This is a genomic window from Micromonospora maris AB-18-032, from assembly GCF_000204155.1.
GTDB lineage: Bacteria > Actinomycetota > Actinomycetes > Mycobacteriales > Micromonosporaceae > Micromonospora > Micromonospora gifhornensis.
Genome location: NC_015434.1, coordinates 5,625,839 through 5,641,771, shown reverse-complemented (window position 1 = coordinate 5,641,771; position 15,933 = coordinate 5,625,839). Strand labels below are relative to the sequence as shown.

Below are 15,933 nucleotides of genomic sequence, written 5' to 3'. Positions count from 1 at the left end.
GCGTGCCAGGATGAACGGCATGGCACGGGGACCGGTGGCGTTCGTGCTCGGCGGCGGGGGTGTGCTGGGCGCGGTCGAGGTGGGCATGTTGCGGGCGCTGTTCCGGGCGCGGATTCGGCCGGACCTGGTGCTGGGTACGTCGATCGGCGCGGTCAACGGTGCCCTGGTCGCCGCCGACCCGTCCGAGGCGGTCACCGACCGGCTGGTTCGGCTCTGGGCCTCGCCGGAGGCCAGCGAGGTGTACGGCGACTCGGTCGCCCGACAGCTGCGACGCTTCGCCGCCCGTACCCATCTGCACTCGCCCCGACCGTTGCGCAAGCTGCTGGAGAACGAACTGGGCGCGGAGACCACCTTCGCCGACCTGTTGGTGCCCTTCCGCTGCTGTGCGGCGAACATCGAGCGGGCCGCCGAGCACTGGTTCGTCAGCGGCCCCGTGGTGCCCGCCGTGCTCGCGTCGGCCTCGGTGCCCGGGTTGCTGCCGCCGGCACGCATCGGGGACCAGCACTACGTCGACGGCGGGATCGTCAACTCGATCCCGATCGGCGAGGCGGTCGCGGCCGGGGCCACCCGCATCTTCGTACTCCAGGTGGGCCGGATCGAGCGGGCGCTGACCCCGCCCCGGCGGCCCTGGGAGATCGCCCAGGTCGCGTTCGAAATCGCCCGCCGGCACCGGTTCGCCCGGGAGATGGCCGCCCTGCCCGACGGGGTGGAGGTGCACGTGCTGCCGACCGGCGGCCTGGAGCCGCGCGACGACACCCCGTGGGCGTACCGGGACATGGCGGCGGTCGGCCGGCGGATCAGCCGCGCGTACGCGGCGTCCCGGCACTACCTGGCGAACCTGGAGCGCTGATGCCGCTTCCGCCCAGGTGGCTGCGCCGGCTGTTGCTGGCGCCCGGTGCGGTGCTGCTGGCCGTGCTGCTGGTGATCACGGTGCCGTTCTGGGCCCTGCTCGCGCTGGCCGTCTCGCCGTTCGTGCCCGGGCGGCTACGCCCGCTGCGACTGCTCTGGATCGGCTGCTTCTACCTGCTCTGGGACGCGGCGGCGCTGGTCTGCCTGTTCGCGCTCTGGGTGGCCAGCGGGTTCGGCGCCCGGGTGAACTCGCCCGCCTTCCAACGCGCCCACTACGTGCTGGCGGGCTGGTTCCTGCGGGTGTTCTTCTGGCAGGCCCGGTGGGCGCTGCGGCTGAGCATCGAGGTGGTCGGCACCGACCCGGACACCGCCCTGCCGGGCCGTCCCGAACTGGTCGTCAGCCGGCACGCCGGGCCAGGTGACTCGTTCATCCTGATCCACGCCCTGGTGAACTGGTTCCAGCGGGAGCCACGCATCGTCCTCAAGGACACCCTGCAGTGGGATCCGGCGATCGACGTGCTGCTCAACCGGCTGCCGAGCCGTTTCATCGCGCCCGGACAGGACGGTCGGGGGACGATCAGCGAACAGGTCGGCCATCTGGCCACCGGGCTGGATGACGACGACGCCTTCGTGATCTTTCCCGAGGGCGGCAACTTCACCCCGAGGCGTCGACTGCGGGCCATCGAACGGCTGCGGGACCGGGGACACCACCGGATGGCGGTGAAGGCGGAGGCCATGCGGCACGTGCTCGCCCCGCAGCCCGGTGGGCTGTTGGCGGCGCTGGATGCCGCGCCGGACGCGGGGGTCATCTTCGTGGCGCACACCGGGCTGGACAAGATGCTCACCGTCGCCGACGTGTGGCGGGAACTGCCGATGGACAAGCAGTTGGTGATGCGCTTCTGGTCGGTGCCGCCGGAGGAGATCCCGGCCGGGCGGCAACAGCGAATCGACTGGTTGTACGACTGGTGGAGTCGGATAGACGCGTGGATCGCCGCCAATCGCGACGGTGCCGCGTAGGGTTCGTGAATGGACCAGATCAGCGTGGTGACGACGGTGGTCGACGCGCGTTCGGTCGCGGACCTGCTGGCCGCCGCTGCGGTGGCCGGACGGCAGGCGGCCTGCGCACAGGTGGGCGGTCAGGTGGAGAGCACGTACTGGTGGCGGGGCGGGGTGGAGACCAGCACCGAATGGTCGGTGCAGTTCAAGACCGCACCGGACCGGGTCAGCGCCCTGGTGGAGCAGATTCGCGCCAGCCATCCGTACGAGGTGCCGGAGATTCTGGTCAGTCAGGTGTACTGCGGTCACCCTGAGTACGCCGCCTGGGTGTTCGAGCACACCCGTCCCTGAGTATCCGGACTCTGGTGCGGCTGGCCGCGCGGGTCAAGGATGACTGCGTGACTGGCTACCCCTGCCCGGCGTGTGGTGCGCCGGCGAACCTCGCCTCGGGCTGCTCCGGATGCGGCCGGCCGCCGTACCCGGCCGCCGCCGAGGTGATCCGACTCGACCGTGAGATCGTCGAACTCGGCGCTGCGACGCGACAGGCGCGGGCGACGTACGAAGGGTTGGCCGGTCGGCTCCTGACGGCGCAGCGACGCCGCGCCGAGTTGGCCGCCGCGATCCGCACCGAGTTCCCGACGCCGACCCCTGCGGGCAGCCTGGCCGGGGCGGTGCCGCCCGCTGCGAAACCGGTCGCGGTGCCGGCCGGGCCGGGCGGGGCGCTGCCGGCCGGGCCGGGCGGGATGCCGCCGGTCGGGCCAGGTGGGGCGGGGTCGGGCGGGTGGCCTGGCATGACGCCGGTCGACCCGGCGGCGCGGCCGGGTGGGGCGGAGGCCTCGACCCGTACCGTGCAGGGGTTGCTGTTCGTCCTGGGTGGACTGCTGCTGGGCACCGCGGCGACGGTGTTCACGGCGGTGGCCTGGGCGTCGGTGGGCGTCACCGGCCGGGCGCTGATCCTGCTGGCGCTCACCCTGCTGCTGCTCGCCGTGCCGCTTGTGGCGCGCTGGCGCGGGCTGCGGGGCACCGCCGAGACGTTCGCCGCCGTCGGGCTCTTGCTGGTGGTGCTCGACGGGTACGCCGCCTGGTCGGTGGACCTGTTCGGGGTGACCGCCTGGCCGGGCAGCCTGTACGCGGCAGTGGTCGCGGCCGTCAGCGCCGCCCTGGCCGCCGGGTACGCCCGGCTCAGCCGGCTGACCGTGCCGTGGTTCGCCGCACTGCTGGCCGGGCAGCCGGTGCTGCCGCTGGCCGTCGCCGAGGCCCGGCTCGGGCCGGGCGGGCTGGCGGTGGTCTTCGTCGGGGTGGCGCTGGCCGACCTGGCGGTGCTTGTCGCGCTGCGGCGGCCGAGGGACGTCGCGGGCGAGGGGGCCACGACGACCTCGGCGGTACGGATCGCCGGCCAGGTGACCGCCGGTGCCGGGTACGCCGTGGCGCTGCTGCTCGCCGCGGGCTGTGCGTTGGTGCCGCTGCTCGTCGGCCGGGCCGGCGGGATGGCGGTGCTGGCCGGCGTACCGATGCTGCTGGTGGCGCTGGCCCTGCTCGGTGCGGCGCTGCTGCTCGGCGGTGCGGTTGCGCGGGCGGTGACGGCCGGTGCGCTGGTGCCGGTGCTCGCCCTGGCGCTGATCCGCCCGGTCGGGGAGCTGCGCGGGTCGGTGGTGCTGGTGGCGGCGGCCCTGGTGGTGGCGCTGCTGGCCGGTGCGGTACGCCTGCTTCCCGCTGGCTGGCAGCCCGGTCCCCGGATCGGTGCCGTGCTGGTGGCCGCCGCCACGGCGACGCTCACCACGTTGTGGGCGGTGGTGCTGGCGGGCGCGACGGTGGGCCGCTCGTTGCCGCCGTGGCGGGGGGCCACGGCCGGGCCGGACTACCCCTGGGGCTGGCAGTTGCCTGTCGCGTTGGCGTTGACCGTGGCGACGCTGGCCTGGCTGCTGCCCCGGGTGGCCCAGCCGGCGATCGCGGTGATCGGCGTCGCCGCCACGACGCTCGCCCTGCCGGCGGCCTGGGCCGCACCGTGGCCGGTCGTGGTCGCTGTCGACCTGCTGGTCGCGGTGGCGCTGCTGGCGGTGTCGGTGGCCCGCCCGGTGGGCCGGGCGACGGTGCTGGCCTCGGCACTGGCCGGCGCCGTGCTGCTCGGGCACGGGCTGCTGGTCGGCCTGGCCGGCCCGGCGGGGGCCGGTGCGGCGTGCACGGTGGTGCTGGTCGCCGGCCTCGGCGTGGCCGCGGTGGGTCGCCGGGGCGGGCCCGAGCAACGTGTGGTGGCCGGGTTCGCGCTGCTCGCGGCGGTGCTCGTGGTGCCGGCCGGTGCGGCGGTCGCGCTGATCGGCGCCGGTGCACCGCCCTGGTGGCAGTCCCGGGCGGCACTGGCCGCCCTCGTACTGCCGGCGGTCGCGCTGGTCGCCCTCCGGACACACTGGACCGACCTGCGGGCGTACGCCTCGACCGGGTTCGCCGTGGCGGCGACCCTGACCGGGCTCGTGTCGGTCGCCGTACCTGGTGACGAACCGTTGACCCTCTACGCGGCCGGTACGGCGCTGCTTGTCGCGCTGGCCGGGTTCCGGTCCCGTCCCGCGGTGGCGTTGTCGGTGGCGGGTGTCGGGCTGGCCGCCGTGGCGGTGCTGGCCGCTGTCCCGGTGGCGCTGACCGCGCTGGTGACCCCGTACGGTCCACCGCCCGCCATCTGGTCCGGCGCACCGGCGGCCCGGTCGGTGGTGGGCGCGGTGCCGGTGGGAGTGGCCCTGTCGGTGCTGGCTCTGGCGGCGGTACTGGCGACCTGGCCGACCGGTCGGGCCGGCGGCAGGTGGCGTCTGGCGGCGGCGGTGCTGCCATTCGTGGCGCTGGCCGGGCCGGTGCTGCTGGTGGCCGCCCGGGCACCCTGGCCGGTGGTGCCGACCGCAGCGCTGTTCGGCGGCGTCGCCCTGCTGCTGGTCATCGCGGTGCGGCCGGTGGACGCCCCGTTCGTGGCGGTCGGCGTGCCGGTGGGGCTGGTGCTGATCGGGGCGGGACTGCTCAACCTCCAGGCCACCCGGGCCGGGACGCTCGCCGGGCTGGGTCTGCTGGTGGTGGCGGCGACCGTGGCGGGGGTGGCCGCCCGGCGGCATCTGGTGCGGCTGGCCGGCTGGCTGGTCGCGGTCGCGGCGGCGACCGGTCTCGCCATCACCGCCTCGCTGGCCGCCGGGCAGCCACTGCGGGTGGCGGCCTTCGCGGTGCTCGGCGTGGCCGCCGTCGCACTCGCCCTGGCCGCGATCGTTTCCGGTATCTCGGCGCTGTCGGGTCGGGTGCTGGACGCGGCCGCGCAGGCGGTGGCGCTGGTCGGGATCCTGCTCACCATCGGTGCGGCTCGGCACGCCGCCACGGTCTGCGTGCTCTGGGCCGTCGCGGTCGGGCTGCGGCTGCTGCGCCGGGGCGAGTCGACCGCGCGGCGGTGGGTCTTCGCCGCGATCTCCGCCGGCAACGTCCTGCTCGCAGTCTGGCTGCTGCTGGGGTCCGGTGGGGTGACGGTGCTGGAGGCGTACACCGTGCCGTTCGCGGTGTTGGCGCTCGGCGCGGGCACGGTGGTGTTGCGTACCCGACCGGGGTTGACCAGCTGGCTCGCGCTCGGCCCCGGTCTGGCCGCGGTGCTGTTGCCCAGCCTGGCCGCCGTGCTGTTCGGCGCGGACCCGCAACCGTGGCGGCGGTTGCTGCTCGGCGCGGCCGCGCTCGCCGTGACGCTGCTCGGGGCGATCCGACGCTGGCAGGCGCCGGTGGTGCTCGGTGGGTCGACGCTGGCCGTGCTCGCCGTGCACGAGCTGGTACGCAGCTGGGACCTGCTGCCCCGGTGGGCCTACCTGGGCACCGCAGGACTGGCCCTGATCGCCCTCGCCACCACCTACGAGCGCCGTCGCCGCGACCTGCTCCGCCTCCGCGCCACGGTCAGCCGCATGAGCTGAGTGGGCGGCAGGGTCAGTTGAGTTGGGAGAGGTGCTCGGTCAGGTCCTTCGGGGCGTCCATCACCTCAGCGGCGGCGGGCGGAGTGATATCCGGCGTGGCGCCGAAATCGCCGAAGGCGACCGTTACGGCGCCGAGGCTCATGTCGACGTCGCTCAGGCGCAGGGTCAGTTCGATCAGTCGCCCCTCGGCATCAATCTGCGCTTTGAAGGGCAGCGACCGGAGCGTTTCGGCCGTCGATTCCGGCAGCTCGGTCAGCGCGACGGACGAGGTGTGGGTGAGGTCGAGCGTGCCCGAAAAGTGTCCGGGCGCCTCGCGTCGTACCTCGACGATCTGTCCCACAAGCTTGCCAATCTCTCCCGGATCGCCATTCGGCATGATGTCCAGGCCGATGGTCGTCAGGACATCCGCTGAGGGCATCCGCAGCCAGCGGCCATCCCACAGGTCATCGAAGCGAAGGAACGCGCTGTCGTTCACGGCGGTCATCGCCCATCGGGTCACCTTGCCGTCGGCGGTCACCTCGGCGGTGACGGCGAAGTCGCCGGCCGCGGGGTCCACCACTGCGGTGGCGGTGAAGAGCAGCGACAGACTGGTCCTGCCCATGGTCATCGTCGAGGTGGTCTGTCTGGTCAGCTCGGCTGCGGCGACCAGTACCGCGCGTGGGTCGGGCGGCAGGCTGGTGACCGTCGCAGCCGGAGGTGCCGGCGCAGCGGGAGCACAACCGGACAGGCAGAGGGGCACCAGCGCGAGTGCCGTACACACGGTCGCCAGCGTGCGGTTGCGCATGATGTGTCTCCATGTCCGGCCGGCGACCATCGTCTGATCCGGCGGTCAGTGTAGGGGTGAGGGCCGGCGGAGTTGTTGGTCGACGCCGTGCTGGCGGTCAACGGTAGGGTCTGGCCATGGCAGAGGTGCTCACCGCTGAGGCGGTACGAGACGAGCTGGGTGGGCTGGCAGGGTGGTCACAGGACCCGGCCGGGATCACCCGTACCGTGGAGCTGGCCAGCTTTCCGGACGCCATCGGGCTGGTCGACCGGGTCGCCGCCACGGCCGAGGAGCTGGATCACCACCCGGACATCGACATCCGCTGGCGCACCGTGACCTTCCGCTGCGTGACCCACTCGGCGGGCGGCGTCACCCGGCGGGACATCGAGCTGGCTCGGCGGATCGACGAGATCGTGGGAGGCACCCGATGAGGTTCGAGATCAGCAAGGTGCTGGACGCCATCGAGGGGCGGGTCTGCACCGATCCGCAGTTGGCCCGCGCGGTGGTCGACCTGGCCGAGATCATCCGTTACCAGGACCTCGACGGCGGACGTCCGGCCAGCACGTTGCGCCTCGGCATGGTCATCGACGCGCTGGCGCGCAGCCTGGAGGAGGACAACGTCCCGGTCTACGCGGTGGTGCACCGGGGGGTGCTCTCCGACGCCGACCTGACCTCCAACGAGCGGATGGTGGTCCGCCGCTGGGCCGACGACGGCCTGGTCGAGGTGCTCGACAACCCCGGGGACCGGATGCTGGAGGTGGCCGACCTGCTCGGCCTGCCGGTGCTCAGCCGGGTGCGCTTCGACGGCCTGCGCGGGCGGTTCCCCTGGCTGGTCGAGCAGCCCGGTCGGGTGCTCGCCCCGGTGCCGGGTGCCGGCGGACCGGTGTTCATCGCCCACGTCGGTGGCGGTCACACACCGGTGGCCGGGCCGCCCTCGCCGGCTGCGGCGCAGCTGCTCGCCCGCGAATGGCGCTGCTCGGAGTCGGGCTGCAACCTGTTCGGGGGAGGTGGCGGCGGTGGCGCCTTCGCCGACCTGGCCCGGGTGGACCGGGCGCCGACCGGTCAGCCGCCACCGTCGCTGCGCAACGGCGTGCCGACCTGCCCCCGGCACGGCAGCCGGCTGCGCGACGCCGGCCCCCGGCCGCGCAGCGAGGTCCTCGCGGTGCGCGTCGGTGGCCTGATCCGGCGTCGATTCGCGCTCACCGAGGATCAGCCGGTGCTGGTCGGCCGGGCCCCGGAGGGCAGCGGCGGCATCATGCTCGGGCAGTGGCTCAACGACGAGGCCCGCCGCTGGATCAGCCGCAGCCACCTGCGGTTGGAGCTGCGTGGCAGCGACGTGATGGTCACCGACGTGAGCACCAACGGCTCCGGCATCCGGCCGGCCGGGTCGCTGGCCGACGCGGACCGCATCCCGCTGGCCCCGCAACAGTCCCGGGTGCTGGCCGGCGGCGACATGGTGGAGCTGTACCCGGGGGTGCAGATCGGCCGGCCGGCCGACCTGCCGTCGGGTGCGCCGTACAACCCCGACTCGGTGATGTCCGAGGCCCCGACGATGGCGATGCGCCTGCCCCGCTGAACCCGACGCCGTGACGCGGGTGGGCGCCCGGGACCTGGCGCCCACCCGCGTCGGTACGGCTGCTCAGCCGGCCAGTACCGCCGCCAGCTGTGCGACCGCGTGGTCGATCTCCTCGGCGGTGATCGTCAGCGGCGGGGCGAGCCGGATCGTCGAGCCGTGGGTGTCCTTGGCCAGCACGCCACGCTCCATCAGGCGCTCGCACGCCTCCCGGCCGCTCATCAGCGCCGGGTCGATGTCCAGTCCGGCCCACAGACCCCGACCGCGTACGGCGACCAGGCCCTTGCCGATCAGGGCGTGCAGCCCGGCGTGCAGCCGCTCGCCCAACTCGGTCGAGCGGCGCTGGAACTCGCCGGTGGCCAGCAACCGGACCACCTCGGTGGCCACCGCGCAGGCGAGCGGGTTGCCGCCGAAGGTGGAGCCGTGCTGGCCGGGCCGCAGCACGCCCAGCACGTCGGCGTCGGCCGCCACCGCGGAGACCGGCACGATGCCGCCGCCGAGCGCCTTGCCCAGCAGGTACATGTCCGGTACGACGCCCTCCTGCTCGCAGGCGAACGTGGCCCCGGTACGCCCCAGACCCGACTGGATCTCGTCGGCGATGAACAGCACGTTGCGCTCGGTGCAGAGCTGGCGCACCCCCGGCAGGTAGCCGGCCGGCGGCACCACCACACCCTGCTCGCCCTGGATCGGCTCCAGCAGCACCGCGACAGTGGTCTCGTCGACCGCCTCGGCCAACGCGGTCAGGTCGCCGTACGGGACGATCCTGAAGCCCGGGGTGTACGGCCCGAAGTCCGCGCGGGCGTCGTCGTCGGTGGAGAAGCTCACGATGGTGGTCGTACGCCCGTGGAAGTTGCCCTCCGCGACCACGATGGTGGCCTGACCGGCGGGTACGCCCTTGACCTGGTAGCCCCACTTGCGGGCCACCTTGATGCCGGTCTCCACCGCCTCGGCCCCGGTGTTCATCGGCAGCACCAGGTCCTTGCCGCACAACGCGGCCAGCTCCCGGCAGAAGTCGGCGAACTGGTCGTGGATGAACGCCCGGCTGGTCAACGTCAGCTTGTCGAGCTGGGCGTGCGCGGCGGCGATCAACGCCGGGTGACGGTGGCCGAAGTTCAGCGCGGAGTAGCCGGCCAGGCAGTCCAGGTAGCGCCGACCGTCCACGTCGGTGACCCAGGCACCCTCGGCGGAGGAGATCACCACCGGCAGCGGGTGGTAGTTGTGCGCGGTGTGGCGCTCCGCGTCCTGCACCGCGGCGGGGGTCCGCAGCATGTCCTCGATCATCGGCTTGCCTTTCCCTGACGGAGTCGCAACGTGCAGCACTTCGGGCCACCGCCGGCCTTACGCAGCTCGGACAGGTCGACGCCGATGGTCTGGTAGCCCCGCTCACGCAGCTTCGCGGCCAGGTCGGTGGCCTGCTCGGGCAGCACCACGTGCCGGCCGTCGCTCACCGCGTTGAGGCCGAGCACCTCGGCGTCGGCCATGGTGGCGTGCACCGCGTCCGGGAAGAGTCGACGCAGCACGGCCTGGCTGCCGGGGGAGAACGCCTCCGGCAGGTACGCCACGGTCCGCTCGTCGAGCACGGTCAACGCGGTGTCCAGGTGGTAGAAGCGTGGGTCGACCAACTGCATGGTGATCACCGGGTAGCCGAAGACCTCCTGCAACTGGGCGTGCGAGGCGTGTGCGGTACGGAATCCGGTGCCGGCGAGCAGGTGGTCGCCGGCCAGCAGGATGTCGCCCTCGCCCTCGTTGACGTGCTTCGGGTCGTACATCTCGAAGCCGGCTTGCTCGAACCAGGCACGGTAGGCGGGGGCCTCGTCGGCGCGCTGCGGGTCGCGGAACTGCACCGCCATCGCCTTACCGTCGATCACGGTGCCGCCGTTGGCGGCGAAGACCATGTCCGGCAGACCCGGCACCGGAGTGACCTCCTCAACGGTGTGCCCCAGGTCCCGGTACACCTGACGCAGCCGCTCCCACTGCCGGACGGCGAGATCGGTGTCGACGGGGGCGGTCGGGTCCATCCACGGGTTGATCGCGTAGTCGACGGCGAAGTACGTCGGCCGGCACATCAGGAAGTGCTGGCGGGTGGCGTCCATCGTCATTGTCCTGCTCCCAGGGTCTCCGCGCGCCCTGACCACCGGCGGCCCACGGGCTGGCGCGTGGCTCAACCGTATGCGCCCCCGACCCGCATAATCCACCGCAGACCCTTGCAGAAGGCAGCAGATCGTTGCGTCTGAAGACCTGACGACGGCTGATCATTGCGCCGACTACGTGATCGACTTCCCTGCCCGATGTCCGCGCGCTCGGCGGCGCCGCCGTTTCGGCGTTGTGGGGTGTCGGGTGGGTGGGAGACCGCCGTTTCGGCGAAACGGTGGCTGGGAGTGGCGGGATGGGCTGCGGACACACGTCAGGGGCGGCGAATGGCCGCCCCTGACGACATGTGTGTGCCCGGCTGGTGAACCACCAGAACTGGTCGGGCTCGCGGCCGGTTCCTCACCGGCCGGGCGCCGGTGAACCACCGGCGCGGCGAAATGTGCCCCCTAGAACCGATCCACAAACTGTGAATCAAGCCACTCACGCAGCCGGGTCACCGTGTCACCGTCGGTGTTCGGCCAGTCGTACTGCCCGGTCATCGCCAGCACGCCGAGCACCACCGCGCCGAGGCCGAAGGCGATCCCGAGCAGGGCGTCGGGCTTGCCGGCGACGTGCCGCCGCCGAGTGGCGATCAGGCCGAGCACGGCGAACACCGCGCCGAGGGCACCGATGCCGATGCCGTACCCGGCAAGTGTCCCGGTGAGTACGAACAGCAGGCCGGCGACCCCGACGATCAGGCCGAGGGTGGCCAGCAGGCTGGGCCGCGGTCGCCGACCGGCAACCACCTGCGCCTCGTCCGCCGACTCCCGGCCACCGGTGCGCTCGACGCTGCCGTCCCGCTCACCGTCGAGCGGGTCACGCTCCGGGGCACGCTCCAGATCGTCGGCGCGGGTCCGGTCGGTCACGCCGCTGCCGGCGATCACACCGGTGGCGGTCGCGCCGTTCCGGGCGGTCGCTTCGGTGGGGGTGGTCGTGCTGGTGGGGGTAGCGGCGGTGTCGTTTCGGGTGGTCGTGCTGGTGGGGCTGGTGCGGCCGGTGGGCGGTACGGGGGTGGTGGCGCGGGCTCGGCGGGAGCCGTCGACGCCGGACCGGGCCGTGGCGGCTCGGGCAGCGGCCCGCTCGGTGGCCGGCCGATCGGTGCTGTCCACGGGGGCAGCTCCAGCGACGCCGCCGGTGGCAGCTCGGTCGGACGCCCGCTCGGCGGTTCCTGACCGGTCGGCGGCGGCCGGGTTGGCTGCCCGGGTGGCGGCTGTGTCGGCTGGGCGAGCGGCGGCCGGGTTGGTTGGGCGCTCGGCGGTTGCCGGGTTGGTTGGGCGCTCGGTGGTGGGGGCCGCTGAGCTGCTGCGGTAGGCCCCATCGTTGCGGTCGGTGGGCCGGGTGTCGGTGGCGACCGTGGCACCGCGTTCGGCATCCTCGTCGAGGGTCGTCGCCGGTTCCGCCCGGCGGGACAGCGAAGGAAATCTCATGGCTTCACCTCCTGATCATGCGTGGCAGGCCCCCACCCCCCGACCACCCCACGCGCCAACACCCCCACACGTACCCAGCGACTCTTCAGGCAACACGCACTCGCGGCAGATCTTGGTACGAAACGGCCCTTCTGAGGGCGCTTTCGTACCAAGATCTGCCGCGAGAGAGGGGGTGGGGAGAGCAGCGTTCAGCGGCGGGGGCGGGTGAAGGGGGAGAGGGCGGAGGTGAGCAGGGCCATGCGGCGAGGGCGGGAGACGAGCACCGGGCGGTCGCGTACGCACCGCACGAGGACCTCGACCGCCTGGTCGACCGAGATCATCATCGGCCGTACCGGTCCCTTTGCCATTTTGGTGTCCACGAAGCCGAACCGGACGGTGGTCACGCTCACGCCCTGTCCGCGCAGCGCCGCCGACAGCCCCATCAGGTACGACGACAACCCGGCCTTCGAGCCGGCGTAGCCGGGTGCGTCCCGGGAGACCAGCCGGTCGGCGAGGCTGGACAGCCCGATGAGGTGGCCGTCGCCGGCCGCCGCCATCCGCGGTACGACCGTGGACGCCGTGCGTACCGCGCCCATCAGGTTGACCTCGAAGGTCCGGGTCTGCGCGTCCAGGTCGGCCAGGTCGACGGGCTCGCCGATGCCGGCGGCGTACACGCAGAGGTCCACCCCGCCCAGCTCGTCGATCGCCTTGCCGAGCACCCCGGGATAGTCCGGCGCGGTCACGTCGACGGTGTGATGGGTGTACGTGGGGACGGCGATGGGGTTGTCCCGGCGGGACAGCCCGGCGACCCGCCAGCCGTCAGCCAGCAGTCGACGGGTGAACGCCAACCCGATCCCGTCGCTGTTGCCGACCACCACCGCGCGCCGCACCCGATCCGTCATGACCCACCGTCCTTCTTCGCACCGGCGTGGCATCGCCGTCTCCGGCGTCCCGAGGCGCAATTGAACCAGACGTTCGGGCATGATCCTTACCGACGAGTAGCGGCAGAGCACCTCCTTCGATTGCGGCCGTCAACGACATGCCCCTCCTGTCCGGTGAGTCGGGGGAGGGGCTGGCTACGCTTGGTGGTCGTGCCAGAGGGACACACGATTCATCGCCTGGCGGCTCGGCACGCCGAGTTGTTCGTCGGGGACAAGGTGCTCGCCACCAGCCCGCAGGGCCGGTTCGCCGAGGGTGCCGCGTTGCTCTCCGGGTCCGTCCTGGAGCAGACCAAGGCGTACGGCAAGCACCTGTTGCACCACTACGCCGGTGAGCGGATCCTGCACGTGCACCTCGGCCTGTACGGCAAGGTCACCGACGGTCACGGTGAGCCGCCGGAGCCGGTGGGGCAGATCCGGCTGCGGCTGGCCACCGACCGGCACTGGCTCGACCTGCGCGGCCCGACCGCCTGCGAACTGCTCACGCCACCCGAGGCGGCGGCACTGCGGGCCCGCCTCGGCCCCGATCCGCTGCGCGCCGACGCCGACCCGCAGCGGGCGTACGCCCGGATCTCCCGCAGTTCGACGCCGCTGGCGGCGCTGTTACTGGATCAGTCGGTGGTGGCCGGCACCGGGTTGATCTTCGTGACCGAGGCGCTGTTCCGCGCCGGGCTGTCGCCGACCCTGCCCGGCCGGGAGCTGACCCGCGCCGGCTGGGACGCGCTCTGGGTCGACCTGGTGGAGCTGATGACGCTCGCCGTCGGTACCGGTCGGATCGACACCGTCCGCGCCGAGCACCTGCCCGAGGCGATGGGGCGCCCGGCCCGCGTCGACCGGCACGGCGGTGAGGTGTACGTCTACCGCCGCCCCGACCAGCCGTGCCACGTCTGCGCCACCCCGATCAGCCGAGGCACCATCGCCGCCCGCAACCTCTACTGGTGCCCCACCTGCCAGATGTAAGGAAGGGCACCTTGTTAACGCCTGCTGCATAGCAGGGGACCCCTGTTAACGCCTCATTCGAGCCAGCGGACCACCTCGACGTGGTCGGTGAAGACCTGGCCGCCGTCGATGCTCCAGGCCATCGTCTGGCCGATCGTCCAACCGCGTACCCGCTCACGGTCCAGACCCAGTTCGGCGCTGAGCCTGTCCAGTCGGCGGCGCACGGCCGCCCGCGAATGGCCCAGTTCCGTGCCGCGCACCATCGGCACCACCGAGAACTCCCGTTCGCCGACCAGCGGCTTCGGGTCGATCACCAGCCATGGTTCGCGCTCGGCCCGCAACACGTTGGCGGCGTGCAGGTCCTGGTTGACCAGTACCTGCTCGCCCTGGCTGCCAGCCAGCCCGGCGAGCAGGTCGAGACTGGCGTCGAGCAGCCGCCGCTCGTACGGCCGTCCGGCGCGCTCCCACGTGATCGGCAGCCGGGCCGTCCAGCCGGCGGCTGCCTGCGCCAACGACATGAACGGCTGACCGGCCGGCACCCAGAGGCGGGGGAGCAGCGCCACCACGGCGTCTAGCGCTTCGTCGAGCGGTAGCGCGTGCAGCGGGGTTCCGGGGTGACAGCGTTCCACCAGCAGGGCCCGCAACTCGGGGGCGTGGGCGAGCAGCCGGATGGCGCGGTCGCCGTTCCAGCGGCGTAGCGCGGTCGCCTCGTGCTCGCTCTCCGCGTCGGGAAACTGCAACTTGAGCACTGCCCGGGTGCCGTCGGGCAGGTCCACCGGCACCGCCAGCGAAGCGAAGGCGTACCCGAAGGGCGGCCCGACCCGCAGCGACCAGCGCCGGGCACAGGCGGCCAACCGGCCCGGTAGTCCGGCCAACCATTCCGGGCCGCCCGGCACGCCGTGCAACCAGGTCAACCCGTCGGGAATCCGCAGCGCGCCGGTCACTGGTCCATCCTGGCCGATCCCGACCTGCCGTCACACCCCGACCAGCCCGCGACCGGCCACCGGCGCCAGGCGGTAGCCGCACAAGAAACGCTCAGCGGGCGAGCGCGTCGACCGCCTTGCGGGCGGCGACCAGCACCGGGTCCCAGGCCGGGGAGTACGGCGGGGCGTAGCCGAGATCCAGGGCGGTCATGTCGTCCACCGTCATCCGGTTCCACAACGCCACGGCCAGTGTGTCGATCCGCTTCGCCGCCTCGGACCAGCCGACGATCTGCGCCCCGAGCAGCCGGCCACTGGGCCGTTCGGCGATCAGCTTGACCGTCATCGGGCGGGCGCCCGGGTAGTAGCCGGCCCGGTTGGTCGACTCGGCGATCACCGAGACGAACTCGAAGCCGGCGGCCAGCGCGTCCCGCTCGCGCAGCCCGGTACGCCCCACCTCCAGGTCGCAGACCTTGGTCACGGCGGTGCCGATCACCCCGGCGAAGGTGGCGTACCCGCCGCCGATGTTGATGCCGGCGACCCGGCCCTGCTTGTTCGCATGGGTGCCGAGCGGCACGTGCACCGGCATCCCGCTGACCCGGTGCAGCGTCTCCACGCAGTCCCCGCCGGCCCACACCCCGGGCACCCCGGCGACCCGCATCTGACGGTCCACCCGCAGGCCACCGGTCGGACCGATGGGCAGGCCGGCGGCCTCGGCGAGCGCGGTGTTCGGGCGTACGCCGAGCCCGAGGACGACCACGTCGGCCGGGATCGAACCCGCGTCGGTCCGTACGGCGTCGACCCGACCGTCGTGCTCGGACAGCCCGGTGACCTGCACCCCGGTACGGATGTCCACGCCCAACCCGCGCATCGCGTCGGTGACCAGCCGGGCCATGTCCGGGTCGACGGTGGACATCGGCTGTTCGGCCCGCTCGACCAGGGTGACGGACAGGCCGCGCAGCACCAACGCCTCGGCCATCTCCACCCCGATGTAGCCGCCGCCGACCACCACCGCCCGCTTCGGCGGCGGGTCGGCGTCCAACCAGCTGCGCAGCGCCGATCCGTCGTCGAGCGTCTGCACCCCGAACACCCCGGCGACGTCGGTCCGCGCCCAGTCCGGCGTGGTCGGCACGGCTCCGGTGGCGTACATCAGGATGTCGAAGGGTTCGCGGATCTCGCGGCCGCCCGTCAGGTCCACCGCGGTCACCTCGCGGCGGTCCAGGTCGATCGCGACGACCTCGTGCCGCAGGCGTACGTCGATGCCGAACTTCTCCCGGTGCGTCGTCGGATCCCGGGCGATCAGCTGATCGCGGTCGGGCACCAGACCACTGATCCAGTACGGGATCCCACACGCCGAGTACGACGTGAAGTGTCCCCGCTCGAACGCGACGATCTCCAGGTCGTCCCGACCCCGGCTGCGCCGGGCCTGCGCGGCTGCCGCCATCCCGGCGGCGTCGCCGCCGATGACGATCATTCGTTCCGCCACGGCAACCCTCCTG

14 protein-coding genes are annotated in these 15,933 nt (G+C 73.0%); 7 read left to right on the top strand and 7 right to left on the bottom strand.

The window, feature by feature from the left end; translation table 11 throughout:
• Positions 1-19: 19 nt before the first annotated feature.
• Genes VAB18032_RS24905 through VAB18032_RS24890 form a run of 4 tightly spaced genes read left to right on the top strand, consistent with a single transcriptional unit; the run spans position 20 to position 5,765 of the window.
• Positions 20-850, top strand: coding sequence for a patatin-like phospholipase family protein (locus tag VAB18032_RS24905; protein WP_013735699.1), 831 nt, complete (start codon positions 20-22; stop codon positions 848-850).
• Positions 850-1,866 carry a 1-acyl-sn-glycerol-3-phosphate acyltransferase gene (locus VAB18032_RS24900; RefSeq protein ID WP_013735698.1) on the top strand — a complete coding sequence of 339 codons (1,017 nt, stop codon included), beginning with the start codon at positions 850-852 and terminating at the stop codon, positions 1,864-1,866. Before VAB18032_RS24905 ends, VAB18032_RS24900 begins: the two co-directional genes overlap by 1 nt.
• Before the next feature lie 9 nt (positions 1,867-1,875).
• Complete coding sequence (gene cutA, locus VAB18032_RS24895; protein WP_013735697.1) at positions 1,876-2,196, top strand: divalent-cation tolerance protein CutA; 321 nt, start codon at positions 1,876-1,878, stop codon at positions 2,194-2,196.
• Positions 2,197-2,243: 47 nt separating this feature from the next.
• Positions 2,244-5,765, top strand: a complete 3,522-nt coding sequence (locus VAB18032_RS24890; RefSeq protein WP_043721808.1) for an SCO7613 C-terminal domain-containing membrane protein — start codon at positions 2,244-2,246, stop codon at positions 5,763-5,765.
• Positions 5,766-5,778: 13 nt separating this feature from the next.
• Here VAB18032_RS24890 and VAB18032_RS24885 read toward each other — a convergent pair whose 3' ends face one another.
• On the bottom strand, positions 5,779-6,549 hold the full coding sequence (locus VAB18032_RS24885) for a hypothetical protein (RefSeq protein ID WP_013735695.1): 771 nt from the start codon (positions 6,547-6,549) through the stop codon (positions 5,779-5,781).
• A 116-nt stretch (positions 6,550-6,665) separates the two neighbouring features.
• On the opposite strand from VAB18032_RS24885, the gene VAB18032_RS24880 reads away from it, so the two are divergent.
• The gene (locus VAB18032_RS24880; protein WP_013735694.1) at positions 6,666-6,959 is read left to right on the top strand and encodes a 4a-hydroxytetrahydrobiopterin dehydratase; all 294 of its coding nucleotides are present in this window, start codon (positions 6,666-6,668) and stop codon (positions 6,957-6,959) included.
• Entirely contained in the window at positions 6,956-8,104 is a 1,149-nt protein-coding gene (locus VAB18032_RS24875) for an FHA domain-containing protein (RefSeq protein WP_013735693.1), read from the top strand. The genes VAB18032_RS24880 and VAB18032_RS24875 overlap by 4 nt, the downstream gene beginning before the upstream one ends.
• A 63-nt stretch (positions 8,105-8,167) precedes the next feature.
• Here the strand turns inward: VAB18032_RS24875 and rocD are convergent, their stop codons facing one another.
• From rocD to VAB18032_RS24855, 4 genes are all read right to left on the bottom strand, one after another.
• Positions 8,168-9,382 (bottom strand): ornithine--oxo-acid transaminase, encoded by a 1,215-nt coding sequence (gene rocD, locus VAB18032_RS24870; RefSeq protein WP_013735692.1) that lies wholly within the window; start codon positions 9,380-9,382, stop codon positions 8,168-8,170.
• Positions 9,379-10,194 carry a dimethylargininase gene (gene ddaH, locus VAB18032_RS24865; protein ID WP_013735691.1) on the bottom strand — a complete coding sequence of 272 codons (816 nt, stop codon included), beginning with the start codon at positions 10,192-10,194 and terminating at the stop codon, positions 9,379-9,381. Before ddaH ends, rocD begins: the two co-directional genes overlap by 4 nt.
• A 444-nt stretch (positions 10,195-10,638) precedes the next feature.
• Complete coding sequence (locus VAB18032_RS33035; protein WP_013735690.1) at positions 10,639-11,658, bottom strand: DUF308 domain-containing protein; 1,020 nt, start codon at positions 11,656-11,658, stop codon at positions 10,639-10,641.
• Between the two features lie 188 nt (positions 11,659-11,846).
• Positions 11,847-12,539, bottom strand: coding sequence for an SDR family NAD(P)-dependent oxidoreductase (locus VAB18032_RS24855; protein ID WP_013735689.1), 693 nt, complete (start codon positions 12,537-12,539; stop codon positions 11,847-11,849).
• 189 nt (positions 12,540-12,728) lie between these two features.
• Between VAB18032_RS24855 and VAB18032_RS24850 the strand changes: the two genes are divergently transcribed.
• Entirely contained in the window at positions 12,729-13,535 is an 807-nt protein-coding gene (locus tag VAB18032_RS24850; protein WP_043725673.1) for an Fpg/Nei family DNA glycosylase, read from the top strand.
• Between the two features lie 53 nt (positions 13,536-13,588).
• Here the strand turns inward: VAB18032_RS24850 and VAB18032_RS24845 are convergent, their stop codons facing one another.
• Together VAB18032_RS24845 and VAB18032_RS24840 are read right to left on the bottom strand one after the other, a co-directional pair.
• A complete protein-coding gene (locus VAB18032_RS24845) occupies positions 13,589-14,458 on the bottom strand; it encodes an aminoglycoside phosphotransferase family protein (protein ID WP_013735687.1) in 870 nt (289 codons plus the stop codon).
• Positions 14,459-14,549: 91 nt separating this feature from the next.
• Positions 14,550-15,920, bottom strand: coding sequence for an FAD-dependent oxidoreductase (locus VAB18032_RS24840; protein WP_043721803.1), 1,371 nt, complete (start codon positions 15,918-15,920; stop codon positions 14,550-14,552).
• Positions 15,921-15,933 lie beyond the last annotated feature (13 nt).